This is a genomic window from Serratia sp. NA_13 (assembly GCF_052691735.1).
In genome coordinates this window covers 15,587-34,981 of the sequence record NZ_JBQZFV010000017.1, presented here as the reverse complement: position 1 = coordinate 34,981, position 19,395 = coordinate 15,587, and the positions used below count along the sequence as shown (strand labels likewise).

The following is a 19,395-nucleotide window of genomic DNA, read 5'->3' as shown; positions in this document are numbered from 1 at the left end:
CGATGTTCGCGTCTTTTATCCTTTCTGGTGGGCGGTCAGTGTTGTTGAACGCTCGATTGCAGCGATTTTATCGGCGTGACCCGCACCTGTTTGATCATGTTGCCCTGCACGTCGAGGATATCAACGTCATAATGGCCAACCCGGACTCGGGTGCCCACTTCGGGGATCTCTTCGAGTTCTTCCAACAGCATACCGTTAATGGTGCGTGCATCGGTGGCTGGCAATGTCCAGTTGAATGCCTTGTTCAACTCGCGCACGTTGGCGGTACCGTCGATCAGGACTGAACCGTCGCTTTGTGGATTGACCTCTTCCGCCAGCGTTGGTGACATGGAGGTGGTGAAATCACCAACGATTTCTTCCAGGATATCTTCGACCGTCACCAGCCCCTGAATATCTCCGTATTCGTCCACCACGATGCTGACTTTCTCTTTGTTGCGTTGGAACTTCACCAGTTGAACGTTGAGCGGCGTGCCTTCAGGCACGTAGTAAATCTCGTCGGCGGCGCGCAGCAGGTTCTCTTTGTTGAACTCTTTCTTCTCGGTCATCAGGCGGTAGGCTTCACGTACCCGCAGCATGCCGATGGCATCATCCAGTGAGCCGCGGTACAGCACGATGCGGCCGTGTGGCGAGTGGGTGAGCTGGCGCATGATCGACTTCCAGTCGTCGTTGACATCGATGCCGACGATTTCGTTGCGGGGCACCATGATGTCGTCGACCGTCACCTTCTCCAGATCTAGCACGGAAATCAACATGTCCTGATTGCGGCGAGAAATCTGTGAGTGGGATTCATTAACGATGGTGCGCAACTCGTCCTTGCTGACGGCATCGCTGACCCGTACGTTGGTGTGGATGCCGAACAGGCGCAAGACCAGCGTGGTGATGCCATTAAGCAGCCACACCAGCGGAAACATCACCTTCTGCAGCGGTGCCAGTAAAACGCTGCTGGGGAATGCTATGCGTTCCGGATATAACGCGGCGAAGGTTTTCGGCAGTACTTCGGCGAACAACAGCACGGCAAAGGTCAGGATACCGGTGGCGATAGCGACGCCCACATCACCATACAGGCGCATACCGACAATAGTTGCCAGCGCTGAGGCGAGAATGTTGACCAGATTATTGCCGATCAGCACCAGGCCGATCAGGCGATCCGGTTTTTTCAGTAGCTTCTCGACCCGGCGGGCAGAGCGGTTGCCCTGCTTGGAGAGATGACGGAGACGATAGCGGTTTAGCGTCATCATGCCGGTTTCGGATGCTGAGAAGTAAGCGGAAACCACGATCATAACCACCAGGATAATGATCAGGGTCCCTGTCGAAACGTGCTCCAACGCGGTATTCCTTATGTATGGAGAAAGATAGCCTGAGGGCTTAGCGAACCATTACTTGCTGGATCAGACGGCTGCCGAAGTAGGCCAGCGTTAGCAGAAAGGCACCGGCAAAGCTGAACCATATGACACGGCGGCCACGCCAGCCTTCATGGTAATGTCCCCACAGCAAGACGATATAGACAAACCATGCCATGATCGACAGGACGGCCTTGTGCACGTTTTCTTTGCTGAACAGGTTATCCATATACAGCAGGCCGGTGCAGAGTGTGAGCGTCAGCAGCACGACACCGATCTGGGTGATGTGGAACATTTTGCGTTCAATGCTCATCAGCGGCGGCATATCGGCGCTGAAGGTAAGCTTTTTGTTTTTCAGCAGATAGTCCAGCCAGGCAAGTTGCAGCGCATACAGCGCGGCAATAATCAGCGTAGCGTAGGAAAACAGCGCCAGGCCAATATGCACCATCAATTCCGGGCTGGCTTCCAGATGGGTAATAAATTCACCTGGCATAAAGCTGGCGAAGGCCAGATTGATCATCGCGAAGCTGTAAACAATCGGCAGCAGGAACCAACCGCGGTCGCGTGAGGCGACAAAGGTCATGACCGAACAGATGATCAGGCCGACTATCGAGCCGATGTTCAGCAGGCTGAGATTTTGTCCGGCGCTGACGTCAAAAATACGCTGCTGCAGTGCGATGGCGTGGCAAACCAGTGCCACCACCGCCGAGACGAGAGCAAGCCGACGGTATGCGCTGTTCTTCCGCAACAAGCTGGGAATAATCAGTCCAAGGCTGAGCAGGTAGGCGATCAAAGCCACAATGGAGAAAACTGGCATAGCGTTTAATTTTGCTTCGGCGAGGTGAATGGGATTGCCAGTATAGCGTTGAGCGCGCCCCACTCCAACCGATCTCCAACGCTGAGGCAGAGATCCTCTTCGCTTCGTGTTATAATCGCCGCAATTATGTCGCCAGAGCGGCCTGTCATTACACGTTGAGCAAGAGACGATGTTTGAAAATTTAACCGATCGTTTGTCGCGCACCCTGCGCAATATCAGCGGCCGTGGGCGGCTGACCGAAGAAAATATCAAGGAAACCCTGCGCGAAGTGCGCATGGCATTGCTGGAAGCGGACGTTGCGCTGCCGGTGGTGCGGGACTTTATCAATCGCGTAAAAGAAAGCGCGGTCGGTCATGAAGTCAACAAAAGCCTCACGCCTGGGCAAGAGTTTGTAAAAATCGTCAAGAGCGAGCTGATTGCCGCGATGGGCGAAGTGAACACCGAGCTGAACCTGGCGGCACAACCGCCGGCAGTGGTGCTGATGGCGGGCCTGCAGGGTGCCGGTAAAACCACCAGCGTCGCCAAGCTCGGCAAGTTCCTGAAAGAAAAACAGAAGAAAAAAGTGTTGGTGGTTTCAGCTGACGTTTATCGCCCTGCGGCGATCAAACAGTTGGAAACGTTGGCGGAAAGCGTTGGCATTGACTTCTTCCCGTCCGATGTTAAAGACAAGCCAATCGACATCGTTAACCGTGCACTGCAACAGGCCAAGCTGAAATTCTACGATGTTCTGATCGTCGATACCGCCGGCCGTTTACACGTTGATGAAGCGATGATGGACGAGATCAAACAGGTACACGCGGCGATCAAGCCGGTGGAAACCCTGTTTGTGGTCGACGCCATGACCGGCCAGGATGCGGCCAACACCGCCAAGGCCTTTAACGAGGCGCTGCCGCTGACTGGCGTGGTGCTGACCAAGGTCGATGGCGATGCGCGCGGCGGTGCTGCGCTGTCCATCCGTCACATTACCGGCAAACCGATCAAGTTCCTCGGCGTGGGCGAGAAAACCGAAGCGCTGGAGCCATTCCATCCGGACCGCGTGGCATCGCGCATTCTCGGCATGGGCGACGTACTGTCGCTGATTGAAGATATCGAAAGCAAAGTTGACCGCGAACAGGCGGAAAAACTGGCTAACAAGCTGAAGAAGGGCGACGGTTTCGATCTGACCGATTTCCTGGAACAGCTCAAGCAGATGCGTAATATGGGCGGTATGGCTAGCATGCTGAGCAAACTGCCCGGTGCCGGCCAACTGCCGGACAATGTGAAATCGCAGATGGACGACAAGGTTTTGGTGCGCATGGAGGCAATGATCAACTCGATGACGCTCAAAGAGCGCGCCAAACCGGAAATCATCAAAGGTTCGCGCAAGCGTCGTATTGCGGTGGGTTCCGGCATGCAGGTGCAAGATGTTAACCGCTTGTTAAAGCAGTTCGACGACATGCAACGCATGATGAAAAAGATGAAGAAAGGCGGAATGGCGAAGATGATGCGCGGCATGAAAGGTATGATGCCGCCGGGCTTCCCAGGCCGCTAACAGCCGCTTGCCCTCTGGGGTGAGTCTGTTTAAGCATTTGCCGTTCGCGGTGAAAACCGCCCGAAATATTACTGGCGAAAAAAGTAGTTGACGACGATCTACGCTTTCGATTGCTTTTTGCGCCAAAATGAGTAAAATTTTCGGGCTTTTTATATTGCAACCGGGCCCCGTTCCCTCAATGGGGCCCGGCTGTTTTATTAACTAAAGAGGATGTTATGGTAACAATTCGTTTGGCACGTGGCGGCGCAAAAAAGCGTCCGTTCTATCAAGTAGTAGTGACCGACAGCCGCAATGCTCGTGATGGTCGTTTCATCGAGCGCGTAGGCTTCTTCAACCCGATCGCATCTGGTCAGGCTGAAGCACTGCGTCTGGACCTGGATCGCATCGAACATTGGGTCGGCCTGGGTGCAACTGTTTCTGATCGCGTTCACGCGCTGATCAAAGACGCTAAGAAAGCAGCTTAATCTGTCGCGGTGGTGGCAATGAGCAAGCAACTCAAACCGGTAGCACCGATCGCGCCGATTGTACTCGGTAAAATGGGGTCTACTTACGGCATCCGTGGTTGGCTCAGAGTATTTTCATCCACCGAGAACGCCGAAAGCATTTTTGACTATCAGCCGTGGTTTATCCAGCAGGCGGGTCAATGGCAGCTTGTCGAGTTGGAAGACTGGAAGCGCCACAGTCAGGACCTGATCATCAAAGTCAAAGGCGTTGACGATCGGGATGCTGCGAATCTACTGACCAATCGCGAGATCTTGGTAGATTCAAAACAACTTCCTCCGCTGGAAGGTGATGATTATTACTGGAAAGACCTTATGGGCTGCCAGGTCGTCACCACCACCGGCTACGAACTGGGTAAAGTCATCGATATGATGGAAACCGGTTCGAACGATGTGATGGTTGTGAAAGCTAACCTGAAAGATGCGTTCGGCATGAAGGAGCGGTTGGTCCCGTTTCTTCATGGGCAGGTTATCAAGAAAGTCGATCTCACTGCTCGCGTGATTGAAGCAGATTGGGATCCTGGTTTTTGACCTCCGAATTAAACGGTCGAAACAAGTGGAATGACAGTATGGGGATTGGCTTGTGTTCATTGGTATTGTAAGCCTGTTTCCTGAGATGTTCCGCGCGATCACCGATTACGGGGTGACTGGCCGGGCAGTAAAAAATGGCCTGCTGAGCGTGCAGTGTTGGAGTCCACGTGACTTCACCTACGACCGGCATCGTACCGTGGACGATCGCCCTTATGGTGGCGGCCCGGGAATGCTGATGATGGTGCAACCCTTGCGGGAAGCCATTCATGCAGCAAAAGCAGCGGCAGGCGAGGGAGCAAAGGTGATTTATCTGTCACCTCAGGGGCGTAAGCTGGATCAAACCGGCGTGTGCGAACTGGCGGCCAACCCGAAGATGATTCTGGTGTGCGGTCGTTATGAAGGGGTTGACGAGCGCGTAATCCAAACCGAAATTGATGAAGAATGGTCAATCGGCGATTACGTCCTCAGCGGCGGGGAACTGCCGGCAATGACCCTGATTGATTCAGTCGCCCGCTTTATACCGGGTGTGCTGGGCCATCAGGCTTCAGCAGAAGAGGATTCTTTTGCCGATGGATTGCTGGACTGCCCGCACTATACCCGTCCTGAGGTGTTGGAAGGGATGGAGGTTCCGCCAGTTTTACTGTCGGGCAACCATGCCGAGATACGTCGCTGGCGCTTAAAGCAGTCGCTGGGCCGTACCTGGCTTAGAAGACCTGAACTTCTGGAAAGCCTAGCTCTGACTGACGAGCAAGCGGTGTTGCTGGCTGAGTTCCAACGGGAACATCAGACCAAGCAGCAGGACTATGAAGGGAACGTCTGAGCAACTGGCTCGACGGGACCGATATATCAGTTTACCTAGGGTAAGAGACATATTATGAGCAACATTATTAAGCAAATTGAACAAGAGCAGATGAAGCAAGACGTACCTTCATTCCGTCCGGGTGATTCCGTGGAAGTTAAGGTATGGGTCGTTGAAGGTAGCAAAAAACGTCTGCAGGCATTCGAGGGCGTGGTTATCGCTATCCGTAACCGCGGTCTGCACTCTGCATTCACTGTTCGTAAGATTTCCAACGGCGAAGGTGTTGAGCGTGTATTCCAGACTCACTCACCAGTAATTGACAGCATTGCTGTTAAACGTCGTGGTGCCGTTCGTAAAGCCAAACTGTACTATCTGCGTGAGCGTACTGGTAAGTCTGCTCGTATCAAAGAGCGTCTGAACCGCGTCGGCTAACGCTGCATCCAAAAGTTAATAACTATGAAGGGGTTGGCAATATGCTGACCCCTTTTTTTATGCTTAAAATTTGTTGGTTGCATTTGCAAGATTTTGTTTTCGGAAAAGTAAGTTTCCGCAGATATAAAAAAGCCTGCGGTGGCAGGCTCTTTGCGTTACAGTGCGGCGGCGCGCAGTTTGGCTTTTTCCGGGTGCGGCTGAGCCGGAATAATATCGCCAGGCTTTACAATCACGCGTGCGACAGATTCGTGCGTGGCGAAGGTACAGCTGCAGTTAATGTTTTGGCATTGGTGATAGCGCTCTTTGGTCGCTTCACTCAGGTAACGGCTGGAACGAGTATGGGCCACGCTACCGCAAAGTGGACAGTGCATCATAGTTGAATCCCTCTTTCGACTGCATCAAGTTATATGACTTATAATATCCCAATAACTTGCAAATACAAGATTTGATTTTCGAAAGCGAGATTAATTTTCGTTGGTAGTGATCTCAACACCCTCAATGTAGACGTTAAGTTCCAGATTACTGAAGAAGCCACTGTTGCTTAAGGTATGGGTGATCTTATTAACCACCCACAGCTGCTGATCGATAGCTTCCTTAAAACCATAAACTCGGATAGGGGTCTCAGGGAACAGGTCTGGCTGTCCGGTGGCCAGGCTGATACTGAAGGTTGCGATCCCTCTTTGTAATTGCTCAAACAGTGACTGAGCTGCCCGCATGGCGGTTTCTTTATCACGATAGATTTTTGCAATGTGGCAGACCTGCTTTTCTTTACCGACCATATAGCTACTGGTTTGCTGTGGGGCGGTAGCTGTTTTGTCAGCGAATTTGGCGGCAGGATGTCGGGAGGTACTGGCGTTTGCCTGCGGGATTTCCCGTTCTACTTGTACGCTGCTGTTGGCTCGCTCCGGATGTTCGGTATTCAGCCAACTGGCACTGACACCGGTGTAACCGCCGCGATCTTTCAGTTCAAAACGGTGAGTGTCGCCGTCATTGCGGGTCAGTGTTTTAATAGGGTTTGGCTCGCCACGCGGGCTACGACCAAATCCGGGTTTGATAAACTGCAGGCGCTGGTATTTGATAGTCACCCGTGCACTATTTGCCAAGGCCAGCCGGGAAAGAAATTGAACATCGGTCTCATTGGTTTGATCGATATGCGCAATCTTTGTTGCGGCCAACTCATCGCTCAAATAGGGGGCGTTCAGCCCATTACGCGTTGAAATTTGTTGCACGATTTCGCCAAAGGTCTTGTCTGAATAAGACTCGCTGCGGGATTCGTTTAACGAGCCACGAAAATCAACGCTACGGGCTGTGATTGATATGAGATCTGGAGCGCCAGAGTGGATGATAGTATCGACAATAAACTTGCCTTGGCCAACCAGTGCTGAGTTATTCCAACCAAGAAACAACTCCAGAATGGCCCCCCGACTGGGCAGGGACATCAGGCCATCGCTGTCGTCTAGATTAATGGTCAATTGATCGGCGCTCAGGCCGCCATTATCTACCATGTTTAACGAGATCAGCCGCTGACGGATATCATTGGTAATATCCTTATCTGCCAGCGTAAGGATAAAGTCGGGGGCCGGTTTGGCCCCCATAGGTTGATAAACATCGGCGATCATAATGATATTCCCGTCGCTTTTTGCGCTTTCGCCAGTAGCTCGCCAGCCTGGTGGTGCAAATCGCCGAACATGGCATGCAGCGATTCATCTACGCGCTTTAATGTGATGGTGAAGAAAATTTGGCGTGGTTGACCGTTAGCGAAAAATTCTTTGCTGTCTTGAGTAATTTTCTCGATCACGAACATACCGTAAATGGTGCCGCTGCCTTCAATAAGCGGCCAGGCACGCCCTTGTTCGGCCATGGTTTGCAGAGTCAGTAAAGATAGCCGCCCACCGGTTAGCTCAGGCATCAGTTGTCCGCTTAAGGTGATAGTTTCGCCATCCACGCCCAAAAATTGAGCACTTGGTCTTTGGCCGACACGGCTTCCTGTCGGCCAGCGATAACTTAGCTGGCGGTTCATGGTTTGGTAGGGCAGGGTACGTAACATAAATACGAACAGTCCCAGAGTTAGCATCATTAGTCTGGCTCCTTATACCTGCGCATAAGCGCTGAGGTGCTGATTACGGCGAGTATTTTCGATGTCCATCATGGCTGAACGGACGACACGTTCCATTTCGTCACGGGTAGTTCCCTCCGGTACGTTGATGGCGATGTTATTGGTCAGTACGCTGTTATCCGAAAGGTTAGGGTGAGTGGTTGGGCGAACGGCACGATAGTTTTCGTTGCCCAAACTCAATATGCCACCGCTGGGGGAAAGGCTGCTGTCATATTTTTCCGAGGTTGGATCCCTTTTTTCATTGCTAAACCATCCAATTGCCGAATCAATGATGCCTCGTGCCTTGCCGATTAAGCCAATCAACTGGTTAAGCGCATCGCCGGGCAGCCTGAATGCCCAAACCAGCCATTCGCCCAGCATTTTTCCGTAAGCCGCTGCGGTGTTCAGTTCTTCCTGAGTGCTTTTGATCGGTGTCAATAATTGCATAAACCAGTTATAGACCGGTTTTAACGTGTCCATGAGGCTGTTGAAGGCTGTTCTCACTGGAGAAAATGCCTCACTAATAGGACCCATTGCCGTACTGAAACTTTCCGCGACTCCGCCGATAAAGGCGCTAATCGGTTCCCAATATTTATAGATTAAGGCGGCTCCTCCGACGATCGCTGCGACTACGGCGACAATGGGCAGGCTGAGGGCAGCAAAGACTCCGGCTATCATGCCGCCAACGGAAGTGAATACGGTGCCCAGTAGACCCGCACCGGCCATCAGCATGTTAATGGCGCTCAGCACCGGCACGATAAAGGTACCTATGGCTGACAGGCCGCCAGTCAGTGCGGTTACGGCAATGGCTACCGTCATCAGGGTATTGGTCAACGCAGGGTTTTCTTTTGACCATTGACCCAGGGTGTTTAGCCAGCCGGTCGCGGTTTGCGTCAACTGCCGTAGGGCTGAGTTTTGCCCATCGAACAGGTCGATGCGGATGCTGTCCCAGGAAGCGAACAGTTTCTTGATATCGCCATCCAGATTATCCCCCCGTACGGTGACCATCGCCTGAGCGGCGCCATCAACGCTCCCTAGGCTGTGCCCTTGTGGGGCCAACTGTGCGGCGGTTTGCTCCAGGCCCTGTCCACTCTGGAGGGCTGCCGGTGCGGCGGTCCGCATTTTTTTATCGAACTCATCGAGGCTCCACTGATAGCTGCTGCTGGCTTTGGCCATTATATCGGCGATATTTCCAGCCTGATCGGCCGGCAACTGAAACGCCTGCTGGATACCCGACAGCGCTTTTACTGCTTCCTCGATGCTGCTGCCGCTGGCCTTGGCCAGATTCAGTGCTGCAGGTGCCGCAGTCAAAACTTCCTGAGGGTTGTAGCCAGCGGCGGCCAGAGCGGATTGCGTTTCAGCGACCTCCTGCGGGGACTGTCCCTTGGACACCCTGCCGGTTGCCTGCTGGCGCAGGGCTGTTAATCGGCGGTCGTCGTTGTTTAATCCCAACTGCGCCTGCACACCGGACATCTTCTGTTCAAACTTCAAACCCGGTGCCAGCAAATCTTTACCGGTGTTGAAGGCACTTCCTGCCAGTCCCAACCCCTTTGAAGTAACATCGCGAATCTTTCCAATTCCGTTCTGCCGCGTTTGAAAATCACCAAGCACTTCTGTGCGTCTTTGCTGACTCAGTTTTTGGCGGACGCCTTGTTGGAAGTTAAGATGGCTTTGGGCTGTCTCTGATTTTTCTTGTGAGCGTTGCTGGGCGCCGGTTAAATCGGCGGTATCGATCCCTTTGCCCTGGAGCCGTTTTTCAATATGGCCTTGCTGGAGCGATAAAATGGCTCCACGGGCCTTTTGCACGACGTGATTTAGATTCGCCTGCTGTGCCGTTTCAATATCTTTGGGGGAAGATAAAAACGCGGGCAAAGCCATACGGGTATTTTGAATTGCATCAAGCTCAATCAGTACGTCGGCCTGCGCCGCTTTTATCTTCAGTAATTGGGTAAGTTGAGCCTGGTTTTTTTGTTCTGTTTTTAGCCGCTTTTGCTGGTTGCGGATGCTGGTGTCCGCGTTTGCCAACGCTTTTTTGCTGCCGCTGCTACTCATCTGTATTTACTCCACTACGTTGAAGGGCCTTATAGCGCCAGTCCATCAGCTCGGTCAGCGTCATGCCGTTCATCTCCGATGGCGGCCAGTGAAAAATCACTGCGATGTCCGCCATCAGGTCGTTCACGGTCAGAACGGGGTCGATGTTTACTCGGCCGATTTCGGTGACAAAAAACCGATCACCTGGCCGGCCAGCGCAATTAGGTCCGGCAGTTCCAGACGGGCGCACTCTTCTTTGGTCAGGTTTGGATAGGTCACGCGCGGCAGGATGGTGATCAGGGCGTCGACGTCGGCGTTGGCCAGCGCCGCCAGACCGATACCGCGCAGGCTGCCTGCATTCGGTTTGGTGACCTGGACTTCACGGATCTCGCTGTCGCCGCGTTTGATTGGGGTTTCCAGCGTTACGGTATTTTCTGGTGATGCATTCAGTTCCATGGGGGTATCCAATTATTGTCAGAGGAAACAGGGCCAGCACCAAGGCTGGCCATTGAAGTGGTAAATTACAGACCGATAGCGCGGCGGTGGGCCGCCAGCAGATCCACTCCGTCAACTTTTTCGATCATGTTGACGGTATCGATCTCGATCAGCTCTTTGCCGTCGATGCTCAGCTTGAAGTAGGTACAGTCGGTAGAAACCTTGGTCTCGGTGTCTTCGCCTTGCTTGAAGTCGCCGCTGTCGATTTCTTTGTGGCGACCGCGCATGACCACTTCGAGCGCCGATACTTCACCGGTGTCATCACGCTGGAAAGAACCGGTGAAGCGTAGTGGTACCGCATCGACACGGCCCCATTGCTTCAGCACCAGCTCATCGATGCCGCCCATGGTCCATTCGACCACCAGCGCATCGTCGTCCAGACCGAAGTCCACCGACGCCGCACCGCTCATACCGCCACCGCGGAATTTCTCCAGCTTGCGGGTCAATTTTGGCAGGGTCATGGCGGAGACCACGCCCATGTAGTTGAAGCCATCGTTAAACAGGTTCAGGTATTTCAGTTTTTTTGGCAGTGCCATGATTCAGGTCTCCTTAGCTGTTCACGGACGCGGCGAAGTTCGCCAGGTAGCGGTCGGTAATGCGTTGACGCAGGGTCAAGTCTTCCAGCGGCGGTACCGGGGTGTAGTCGTAATCGATAAACAACTTGCCGGCCTTCAGGGTTTCCTTGTCGTTGGCGCTTTCGTCATACCAGCAGTCGCCGTCAATGATCAGCCCGGCGGATTTCAGCTCGCGGAATTTGGCTTTGATGCCGTCGATCATGTCGCGGATCAGCGTTGGCGTCACCGGGCGGTCAACGGCCCACAGATGCGCTTCGGCCATGGTGTCAGCCAATACCTGCGCGGTACGGGTGTAGTTTTCGAACTGGAATAATGGATCGTCGGAACAGGTGCGTGAGCCCCAGAACTTGAAGCCATCTTTGCGGATCAGGGTGGTCACACAGCCTTGGTTTAGCAGGTCAGCGTCGGTGCCGACGGTTTGCAGATCCCAAAATACGCTGGCCGAAATACCGCTGACGCCGTTGACGCCGACGTTGGACAGAGTCTTATGCCAACCCGTTTCCTGGTCAATTTTGGCGCGCAGACCGAGTGCTCGAGCGGTGGCGTAAGCGATATCGCTATTGTTGGTGGTGGTATTCCAGTTAACAAAGTCCGGCCAGATCAGCATCAGTTCGCGTTGGCTGAAGCCGGCGCGGTACTTGATGGCGTCGGAAACGGTTTTGCAGCCGTACGCGCTGATATAACCGAAGGCGCGCAGTTGCTGGCAGATGCCGGCCAGTGCGGTAGCAACTTCCAGGTTGTCGTGGCCTGGCACCCCCAGAATACGCGGCTTCACGCCCAGCTCGGCCTGTGCTGCCAGCAAGGCTTTCATGCCGGTGTATTTACCGTTTTCATCGGCGCCGCCAATGATATTGGAAGTGGTTTCGGCCTCGTCTTTGCCTTCCGCCACGCGTACCACGACGGTGACCGGTTTGGCCTGCTCGGCGATCGCCAGCAGCGAACGTGCCAAGGTGCCATTCTTGCCGGCCTTGCCACTGGCGGCCAGAACGTCAGTGATCAACACAGGAGTGTTGAGGGGGAACAGGGTTGCATCGGCATCTTCTGCAGTACAAACCATGCCAATAATTGCCGTCGAGACGGTGGAAATTACGCGGGTGCCTTCATTGATTTCGAGGACACGCACGCCGTGGTGATAATCACCCATAGCATTACTCCGTTTGTGGTTGGTAACAACAGAATGCCTTTCGTGACGGGGCTGCGCATCTCATTGGGTATGTATGAGAACTGGTACAACAGCAGGAAAATCAAGATATCGGGATAGGGGGGCCAGGTCCTGGAGACTGTAATTAAAATTGTGTAATTACCTGTTTTGACATGTTCACTCCAGTAACAGAGACAGGCAAATTATGGACGAGAAGAAACTTAAGGCCCTTGCGGCTGAACTGGCTAAAGGCCTTAAAACCGAAGCCAACCTCAATGCGTTTTCCCGTATGCTGACGAAGTTAACCGTCGAAACAGCGCTCAATGCAGGGCTGACTGTCCCCCTCGGGCACGAGAAAAATGCCCCTAAAGCAGGCTCGAATACCCACAATGGCTATTCAGCCAAAACGCTACTGTGCGATGCTGGTGTGTCACCCACACTGATATCTAAAGTCACCGATGCGGTCAAATGGCAGGTCGCAGAATGTCAAAAATGTCCTCTCGATGCGTGGATGAGTTTGCGGGCGTCTGGGACGATAAATACCCGTAAATCAGCAAAAGTTGGCGTGCTCACTGGGAAAATCTCAATATGTTCTTCGACTATCCAGCGGATATCCGTAAAGCTATCTACACGACGAATGCCATCGGGTCGCTGAACAGCGTGATCCGCGTAGCCATCAAAAAGCGGAGAGTGTCCCAGACAGACGACTCAGTGCGAAAGGTCATTTATCTGGCAAGCAAGGATGCTTCAAAAAAATGGAGTATGCCAGTTAAATGGGGGCGTCCATCTTATTACCACCCGGCATGCAGGTCCGCACCGGGCGGTTAGTGAAGTTGAGGTTATGAGAACCGTGTATGAAAAACCTCCGGCTATGCCGGAGGATATTTATTTTTAGGCATCCGGCGATTGCGGCCACGCCACATCAGGAGCGGTTGTCGTATCCACACGATTCAACAGTACGCTGTAGGTTTCCCACGCCGTCAGCGCCGCTTTTTCTGCCTCCGTCGCCATATTCAGTCTAATGGCCGCCGCCAGTGGAGCGATTGCGTTTGCGGCTTCCCGCTGGCGCACTGCCAGTTCTTGCTGAGCCGCATTTACAACGGCTTTGTGCTGTGCGTCGGTATCCGTTTCCCATTTCTTACCGTTCCACTTATCAAACGGTGATGATGGTACTTGTAGCGTAACCTCTTGCGGTAAATCACCGATGACAGCCACAGTCTGCGGTTCGCCGGTAACCGTGCTATAAACTGTCTGCCCACGGTAATCAGGCAGTGTCTCCCATGCAGTCCCGTCAACGCTGCGCACCAGCGCTAATCCGGCTTTATTAGGCAATGTCGGCTTATCCACGAAACTCAATGCTGGCAGGCCGACACCCTCCGGCAGATATTCCAATACAGCTTGCTGATACTCACGCTGTACCGGCTCAATGCTATAAACCGTCAGCCAACCCGCCTCCACGGCCAGACCTGCATCATTCAAGGTTGCAGTGGGTAAATCTGTGCTGTGTTTGTTCATTATGCTGCTCTCACGATGTAGTTAAATGCGATGTTACGCGGACGGATATACCATTTGTTACGAGGCCCATTATTGCCGGCGCCCGGTAAGTTGGTGACTGCACCAAGCGCCCCCGAATTAAACTCCCCCTCCCCGTTACCCAACATAATGCCGGTAGTTACGGGGTTATTTTCAATATTCGGTTGTATCCATGTTGCGGCTTGCGCCGTCAGCACCCCGCGTCCGTTGTCTACCCCTCGGCCATCATCCCAACCCCGGAGGAATTCTCCGCGCAGGTCGGGCAAACGGCCATTTGAGTAGGCTTGTGCCAGTAATGGGTATTGGACTTTGTCAAATGCCGCCCCGTTGCATTTCAACCACCCCTCTGGCGCGATAGCCGTAGGCCATGGTTGCGGAATGCCTACAGGGAAATCTTTACGGCTAAGTGCCCCAACGTCATCAGCGGTGGGTTTACGCGCTTCAGAATAAAACTCAATCCAGCCACTCCAGCTGCTGCCCGTCCACGTACGACGCCAAACCCTGCCGCCTGTGCTACCAGACTGACCATAGCCGCTAGCCTCTTGAACCGTACGGTAACCTGTAACCCCCGTTCCCGATTGCCACGTCCTCACCTGCAAGAAAATAGTCCCGGTATCACCACTCATGGGCCCATTAAGCGGAGCAGTCACAACGCTATCACCCCGTGTCAAAATCGTATTTAAATCCGTCCCCGCTGTCGCTTTAACCGCCGGGGAAATGCCGTATTCAGCAAGCCCGATATTCTCCTGTGCGGCTAACTGTGCATTGCGCCCGGCGACACGGATCTCACTCAGGTTATTAGCCGTTGATAATCGGGTGCTCGCATTATCATTCGCCGCCTTCACCGCTTTAGGGGTTGCCGCGCGCACCTCACTGTTGCTGTCAGTGGCACTATTGAGTTGCACAAAGCCCTTTTCCGTTAACGTGGCGTCGGGGTGATTGCGTGATTTCGCGTGCTCGCCGATTTGTTCATCAACATACTGCCGGGTTGCCAGCACGACGGACGGGTCAATCTTAAGCGTCACCGCCTCGGTGCTGGAGATAATCAGCACCATGCGAATGGTTTGCGTGCGGCCGCTGCCTTCCTGTAACTGCGGCTTGTAGGTCTCCGGGCAGTTAGCGACCGCAATCAGCGTGCCGTCAGCAGAAAACAAACCAATCTCTCTAATCCACCAACCGCCCTCATTTTCCGGGATGATTTGCTCGGCGATAATCTGGCTGTCGTTGCCGGGGTCAATGGTCAGCATATTGATGGCCGCGCGACGCTTTTCCCCCTTAAGGGCCGTTTGAGCCGGGTCAGGCGTCGGCAGGACACCACCGCCGTCCCCGACGGCGATATGAGTCAGGTCAACTCGGGTGCCGAGTGCGGTCGCATTTGCCAGTGCTGCCGCACCCTGATTAGTCAGAATGGCAAAGAATTTTGCTGTCATGTGTTTACTCTCAGGTTATCGATAAGATGAATTGCCGCACAGCTATAACCGGTGCTGCCGACAGATATGATTTCGGGTAAATAGGGATAAACGGTCAAAGCATCGCCGCTGTAACTGCCTGCCCCCACATAGCCAGTGCCAATGCTGGACAGGTTCAACGCCAGGCCGGTCAAGTGGCGGCTGACCGGTTTGGCGTCGGCGATCATCCGTTCCATTTCCAGGTACATTTCTTCGGTGATGCCATTTTCCAGCACGCCGATATCCAGTGAAAAGGTGCCGGGTTCCGCGTTGGTTTCCCACCATTCACGCAGTTTGATCAGATAGCCCAACGGCTCCACCACGCGGCGGATGGCGCCGATAGTGCCTTTATGACGGTGTACGAAGAAGGCAGAGGAAACGACGTTGCGTTTGCTTTCCTCCGTCCAGCCCTCATCCCAGTGATCGACCGAAAACGCCCATGCCAGATACGGCAGCAGGTTGACCGGGCAGGTGGCCGGGTTCCACAGTTCCCGTAGGGGGACCGGCATCACGGCCAGCTCGGCGCAGGCGGCGGCCGCAGCGACCTCCAGAGGTGAAGAGCCGACTGGCAGCAGGCGGTTACTCATCGGAGCCTCCTACCGCCAGAAGATAGCTGGCACAGTACGAAGCCTGGGTTTTATCCAACACGATGTCGGCCTGCGGGCTTTTCAGTTCTACCCGTTGCACCCCTTCGGCATGCAGAGCGGCATAAATCGCCGACAGACGGATATCACGGCCCAGGCGATGTTGCGCGCTGATATAGCTTTTCAGCTTGGCTTCGGCAGCGCGGCGGATCGGTTCGGCTTCCGGACCAGGGTAGAGATAGAGCAGCGCATCGATATTGTAATTGACGATAGTGGCGGAGCGGACGGTGACCCGATCCGCCACCGGGCGCACGTCTTCATCGTTCAGCGCTTTATCGACAATCGCCACCAGCTCGGCGCTGGCGGTGCCATCACCCTCACGCGACAGCACCGAGATCAATACGTTGGCAGGGCTGGGACTGGTGGCGGAAACGTCGGCTACCCGACCATCGGCGGAGCGGCCATGGTATTCGTAGGAACCGCTGGAGCCGGCAACGCTCAGACCTTCGAATGCCTGCTGGATGCGCACACGAAAATCGCTGTCGGACTCCATAATCGCCGCCACCGGTGGAGTGACCGTATTGTCAGGCTGCTGGACCACCAAGCGCTCAACCTGGAAGTTACCGCCAAGCTGATCGAGATCGCTGCCGCCAGCATAGCCGAGCATCACCGCCTGAGCGGCCTCATTGATGCGCTGGCGCAGGATCAGTTCGCGGTATGCGTTTTCCTGCAGCAGTTTGACGATCGGTTCCGACTCCAGCGTCAGTGTGCGTGCAATGGCTTCACGCTGTTCTTCCGGGTAAAGGGAAATCAGCGTGGCCTTGCGATCGGCCAGCAGCGACTCGTAGTCGAGGGGATCCACCACCGTGGGGGCGGGTAATAAGCTCAGGTCAATGGTTGCCATGGTGTCAGCTCACAGAAACAGAAAGAGAAAAGGTATCCGGCGTATCGGTACGGTTGCCGGTAATGTCGACCACCATTTTTCCGTCGATGGTTGTGTTAAAGGTGATGCCGCTAAGTTGAATGCGCGGCTCCCACTGCAGCAGCGCGCTGTAGCAGGCGGCCATAATCTGTAGCCGCAGCACGTCGTTTTGCGGCTGATCCAGCAGCTCGGACAGCAGCGAACCGTAATTGCGGCGCATAATGCGTGAGCCGATCGGAGTGATTAAAATGTCGCTAACCGACTGGCGGATATGGTCAAGATCGGTGATCGTGCGACCGGAGCCGCGGTTCATGCCGAGATATTTCGCGTTATTCATGCTGGTTTATCCGTTTGGCCTCCGCCGTTTTGCACGCCGCCGTGGGTGTGGGTATGTACCACCACGCCGTTAGAACTGATGCTGCCGCCGGAGTGGTTGAGATCGCCGGTCATCGAGCCGCCCTGACGGATGGCGATGGTGCCGGTGGTTAATAGCTGGGTGCATTCCACTTCGGGGGCATCCAGCGTGATCTTGCTCGTTGCACGACAGGTGATGGCCGGTGCAGTGACGCTCACCTGCTCTGTGGCTTCAATGGTGGCGCTTTTGATACCCGTGACTTTCAGTGCCCCCTCAGCCGGTTCGTATTCGATCACCGCGCCGTCAGGGAAGGTGATATGTGCTGCCTGAGCCGAGGTTGACGGCGCGGGATGGGCATCGGAAAAAATGCCGGGGAGCACGAAGGCGGTATCAAGCTCGCCCCCCAGCGACAGCACCAGCACCTGTTCACCTACGCTGGGTGCCCACCAGCAGCGGGCGTCACCGGCTCGGCCGGTTAGCCAGTTAAGCCAGTCGGTGAGGTTGCCACCGGTAGCAACGCGACAGCGCCCGCGTTCGAGGTCGAGCTCGCTGATGGTGCCGATGCGTATCAGGTTGCGCACCAGGCGCTGAATATCGAAGTTGTCTGTGTTCATCTGTTAAGAATGCCGCCGTATAAGGGGGGCGACAACGCGGCGGCGTTTAGCTGACGCCAGCACAACAGAAGCCGTCCCCAGGGTCAGTTTATGGCTGCTGAAATTGGCTGATCAGCTCGCCGTGCAGGTAAACACGGGTGAAGCGAATGACGTTCTCCGGCTCCGGCGGCTCGGCCAGGGGGGTGATATGCAGTGCACCTTCGCGCTGTTCCACCTGGATGCGTTCGGTCAATTGCAACTGAAGATCAAGCTGGCCGGCGGCGCTGACGTCGCGTTTAAAGGCAAAACCGTTTTTACGTTTATCCGGGTTGGCGAGAATGTCGGGCTGGTGGCTACGCATCCAGGACAGGACTGTGACCATCACCAGGTCTTCTTCGGTTGTCTGATCGCTCAGCGTCAGATTGAGCTGGTATTGGTATTCGAATGACAGCGAAGGGCCTAATGTCGAGACTACGCGGCCGTTATCCAGGCTGATGCGTAACTTATCGGGGTGCGTCTGCAGGTCTGGCAGAGCGGTGGTCAGCGCAGTACGTAACTGCTCGGGTTTTAACATGATGTCTCTCCTTGAATGGTTGAGTCGAAGCAGCTGCGATCAGCGCTGGACACCTTGCAGGCACAGCGCCCGTTCGGCAGTGCGACGGCGTTCGAGCCCCTGGCTTTTAACGCCCTTGACATAGATCCAGCGCGGTAGCTGATCGCAAGCTGCCTGCCATTGTTGGCGTTTGATAAAGGTGGCCAATGTGGAATTGCAGGCAGCGCTGACGCCAACGTTGAAGGCAAAGGCGCTGACCGCGTCGTAAACCGGCTGAGGCATCTCTACCGTCATGCAACGGGCTATCCCTTGTTCGACGGCGCGGACATCCTCGATAAGATTGGCCGCTGCCTGGCGTTCGTTGATGACGGAGCCGGATTTCACACCGGCGGTATGGCCGATACCGTTGGTCCAGACTCCGGCACTGCACTGATAGGGGGCGAGCCGGCAGCCTTCGAAATCGGCAATCAGCCGCAATCCCTGCTCAGAGGTGTGCAGGGTATTGAACTGCGGCAGCAGGGTAGCGAGGGCCAGAATAGCCGCCACGCTGCAGCGTTTAGCGAGTGAGCTCATCGTAGACTCCGCGTTTCAAACCGTTTTTTTTTAACGATTTCAACAGCTGGTAACTTTTACGCTGGTAGTACCAATTGACGGCGAAAGTACCGACGCCGACCGCAGCGCCGACCAAGAGGGCAATGTCCTGTGTGGAATGTTGCCCCATCCAGGCCAGGCAGGCCGCCGTGAGGTAGGCAAGCGTTGAGGTGAGTTTTTCCATCGCTTAGTCCCACAGTTTGACGGTTTCTCGTTGAGCGGCCGCTGGCAGATCCGGCAGTTCGACCGGATGACCGTGGGGGAGTAGCGGGCCTGCGTCGGCCAGATCGCGATTAGCGAGATAGACCTGCTCCACCAGGCGCTGAGTGCTGCCGTAATAGCGCCAGCAAATCGCGTCGATGGTGTCGCCCTGTTGTGCATAAATTTTCATCATTACGCTCCTGCGTGGGGGAAAATGCCGTAGGCGCGAAGGCCCTGGATATGCGCCAGTTTCCCGTAGCAGGCAGGCGTCGGCAACGCGATGGGGTTGTGGATGGGCTGGCACAACCGAGGACAGAAAATACCGGAC

At 54.7% G+C, this 19,395-nt stretch carries 25 protein-coding genes and 1 pseudogene; 6 read left to right on the top strand and 20 right to left on the bottom strand.

All coding sequences use genetic code 11. From position 1 onward, the window contains the following. Positions 1-35 precede the first annotated feature (35 nt). Positions 36-1,325, bottom strand: a complete 1,290-nt coding sequence (locus tag ACUTSU_RS19435; RefSeq protein ID WP_445654612.1) for an HlyC/CorC family transporter — start codon at positions 1,323-1,325, stop codon at positions 36-38. A 40-nt stretch (positions 1,326-1,365) separates the two neighbouring features. Further along, complete coding sequence (locus tag ACUTSU_RS19430; protein WP_445654611.1) at positions 1,366-2,157, bottom strand: cytochrome C assembly family protein; 792 nt, start codon at positions 2,155-2,157, stop codon at positions 1,366-1,368. 169 nt (positions 2,158-2,326) lie between these two features. Between ACUTSU_RS19430 and ffh the strand changes: the two genes are divergently transcribed. From ffh to rplS, 5 genes are all read left to right on the top strand, one after another. Then, positions 2,327-3,688, top strand: coding sequence for a signal recognition particle protein (ffh, locus tag ACUTSU_RS19425; RefSeq protein ID WP_135315188.1), 1,362 nt, complete (start codon positions 2,327-2,329; stop codon positions 3,686-3,688). 215 nt (positions 3,689-3,903) lie between these two features. Beyond that, positions 3,904-4,152 carry a 30S ribosomal protein S16 gene (rpsP, locus tag ACUTSU_RS19420; RefSeq protein WP_004932501.1) on the top strand — a complete coding sequence of 83 codons (249 nt, stop codon included), beginning with the start codon at positions 3,904-3,906 and terminating at the stop codon, positions 4,150-4,152. Between the two features lie 18 nt (positions 4,153-4,170). Next, positions 4,171-4,719: a ribosome maturation factor RimM gene (rimM, locus tag ACUTSU_RS19415; RefSeq protein ID WP_037424830.1), complete on the top strand. Its 549-nt coding sequence runs from the start codon at positions 4,171-4,173 to the stop codon at positions 4,717-4,719. A gap of 52 nt (positions 4,720-4,771) precedes the next feature. After that, positions 4,772-5,539: a tRNA (guanosine(37)-N1)-methyltransferase TrmD gene (trmD, locus tag ACUTSU_RS19410; protein ID WP_012005299.1), complete on the top strand. Its 768-nt coding sequence runs from the start codon at positions 4,772-4,774 to the stop codon at positions 5,537-5,539. A gap of 54 nt (positions 5,540-5,593) precedes the next feature. After that, positions 5,594-5,950, top strand: coding sequence for a 50S ribosomal protein L19 (gene rplS, locus ACUTSU_RS19405; protein WP_445651442.1), 357 nt, complete (start codon positions 5,594-5,596; stop codon positions 5,948-5,950). A 155-nt stretch (positions 5,951-6,105) separates the two neighbouring features. On the opposite strand, the gene ACUTSU_RS19400 is transcribed toward rplS, so the two are convergent. The 8 genes from ACUTSU_RS19400 to ACUTSU_RS19365 all read right to left on the bottom strand — a co-directional run bounded on the left by ACUTSU_RS19400 (position 6,106) and on the right by ACUTSU_RS19365 (position 12,290). Continuing rightward, the gene (locus tag ACUTSU_RS19400) at positions 6,106-6,324 is read right to left on the bottom strand and encodes an ogr/Delta-like zinc finger family protein (RefSeq protein ID WP_445654610.1); all 219 of its coding nucleotides are present in this window, start codon (positions 6,322-6,324) and stop codon (positions 6,106-6,108) included. A 90-nt stretch (positions 6,325-6,414) separates the two neighbouring features. Continuing rightward, positions 6,415-7,569: a contractile injection system protein, VgrG/Pvc8 family gene (locus ACUTSU_RS19395; protein ID WP_445651443.1), complete on the bottom strand. Its 1,155-nt coding sequence runs from the start codon at positions 7,567-7,569 to the stop codon at positions 6,415-6,417. Then, positions 7,566-8,027, bottom strand: coding sequence for a phage tail protein (locus ACUTSU_RS19390; RefSeq protein WP_445651444.1), 462 nt, complete (start codon positions 8,025-8,027; stop codon positions 7,566-7,568). Before ACUTSU_RS19390 ends, ACUTSU_RS19395 begins: the two co-directional genes overlap by 4 nt. Positions 8,028-8,039: 12 nt before the next feature. Next, entirely contained in the window at positions 8,040-10,097 is a 2,058-nt protein-coding gene (locus ACUTSU_RS19385; protein WP_445651445.1) for a phage tail tape measure protein, read from the bottom strand. Continuing rightward, on the bottom strand, positions 10,090-10,224 hold the full coding sequence (locus tag ACUTSU_RS19380; protein WP_445651446.1) for a GpE family phage tail protein: 135 nt from the start codon (positions 10,222-10,224) through the stop codon (positions 10,090-10,092). The genes ACUTSU_RS19385 and ACUTSU_RS19380 overlap by 8 nt, the downstream gene beginning before the upstream one ends. A gap of 20 nt (positions 10,225-10,244) precedes the next feature. Beyond that, positions 10,245-10,532 carry a phage tail assembly protein gene (locus ACUTSU_RS19375; RefSeq protein ID WP_085120321.1) on the bottom strand — a complete coding sequence of 96 codons (288 nt, stop codon included), beginning with the start codon at positions 10,530-10,532 and terminating at the stop codon, positions 10,245-10,247. 65 nt (positions 10,533-10,597) lie between these two features. Then, positions 10,598-11,107, bottom strand: coding sequence for a phage major tail tube protein (locus tag ACUTSU_RS19370; RefSeq protein WP_006323695.1), 510 nt, complete (start codon positions 11,105-11,107; stop codon positions 10,598-10,600). Positions 11,108-11,120: 13 nt separating this feature from the next. Beyond that, positions 11,121-12,290, bottom strand: coding sequence for a phage tail sheath protein (locus tag ACUTSU_RS19365; protein ID WP_445654609.1), 1,170 nt, complete (start codon positions 12,288-12,290; stop codon positions 11,121-11,123). A 202-nt stretch (positions 12,291-12,492) separates the two neighbouring features. Here ACUTSU_RS19365 and ACUTSU_RS19360 point away from each other — a divergent pair. After that, a pseudogene (locus tag ACUTSU_RS19360) lies at positions 12,493-13,115 on the top strand (transposase). 63 nt (positions 13,116-13,178) lie between these two features. Here ACUTSU_RS19360 and ACUTSU_RS19355 read toward each other — a convergent pair. From ACUTSU_RS19355 to ACUTSU_RS19310, 10 genes are all read right to left on the bottom strand, one after another. Beyond that, a complete protein-coding gene (locus ACUTSU_RS19355) occupies positions 13,179-13,802 on the bottom strand; it encodes a tail fiber assembly protein (RefSeq protein ID WP_445651448.1) in 624 nt (207 codons plus the stop codon). Continuing rightward, entirely contained in the window at positions 13,802-15,250 is a 1,449-nt protein-coding gene (locus ACUTSU_RS19350; protein ID WP_445654608.1) for a phage tail-collar fiber domain-containing protein, read from the bottom strand. The genes ACUTSU_RS19355 and ACUTSU_RS19350 overlap by 1 nt, the downstream gene beginning before the upstream one ends. Continuing rightward, positions 15,247-15,855: a phage tail protein I gene (locus tag ACUTSU_RS19345; protein ID WP_445654607.1), complete on the bottom strand. Its 609-nt coding sequence runs from the start codon at positions 15,853-15,855 to the stop codon at positions 15,247-15,249. Before ACUTSU_RS19345 ends, ACUTSU_RS19350 begins: the two co-directional genes overlap by 4 nt. Beyond that, a complete protein-coding gene (locus ACUTSU_RS19340) occupies positions 15,848-16,756 on the bottom strand; it encodes a baseplate assembly protein (RefSeq protein WP_445654606.1) in 909 nt (302 codons plus the stop codon). The genes ACUTSU_RS19345 and ACUTSU_RS19340 overlap by 8 nt, the downstream gene beginning before the upstream one ends. 4 nt (positions 16,757-16,760) lie before the next feature. Further along, positions 16,761-17,111 carry a GPW/gp25 family protein gene (locus tag ACUTSU_RS19335; RefSeq protein ID WP_037424856.1) on the bottom strand — a complete coding sequence of 117 codons (351 nt, stop codon included), beginning with the start codon at positions 17,109-17,111 and terminating at the stop codon, positions 16,761-16,763. Beyond that, positions 17,108-17,743 carry a phage baseplate assembly protein V gene (locus tag ACUTSU_RS19330; RefSeq protein ID WP_261097060.1) on the bottom strand — a complete coding sequence of 212 codons (636 nt, stop codon included), beginning with the start codon at positions 17,741-17,743 and terminating at the stop codon, positions 17,108-17,110. Before ACUTSU_RS19330 ends, ACUTSU_RS19335 begins: the two co-directional genes overlap by 4 nt. Before the next feature lie 88 nt (positions 17,744-17,831). Then, positions 17,832-18,296 carry a phage tail protein gene (locus tag ACUTSU_RS19325; protein ID WP_445654605.1) on the bottom strand — a complete coding sequence of 155 codons (465 nt, stop codon included), beginning with the start codon at positions 18,294-18,296 and terminating at the stop codon, positions 17,832-17,834. A gap of 39 nt (positions 18,297-18,335) precedes the next feature. Further along, entirely contained in the window at positions 18,336-18,848 is a 513-nt protein-coding gene (locus tag ACUTSU_RS19320) for a lysozyme (protein ID WP_445654604.1), read from the bottom strand. Further along, positions 18,832-19,050 (bottom strand): HP1 family phage holin, encoded by a 219-nt coding sequence (locus ACUTSU_RS19315; RefSeq protein ID WP_445651456.1) that lies wholly within the window; start codon positions 19,048-19,050, stop codon positions 18,832-18,834. The genes ACUTSU_RS19320 and ACUTSU_RS19315 overlap by 17 nt, the downstream gene beginning before the upstream one ends. 3 nt (positions 19,051-19,053) lie before the next feature. Continuing rightward, positions 19,054-19,257, bottom strand: coding sequence for a tail protein X (locus ACUTSU_RS19310; protein ID WP_012005318.1), 204 nt, complete (start codon positions 19,255-19,257; stop codon positions 19,054-19,056). Positions 19,258-19,395: the final 138 nt, after the last annotated feature.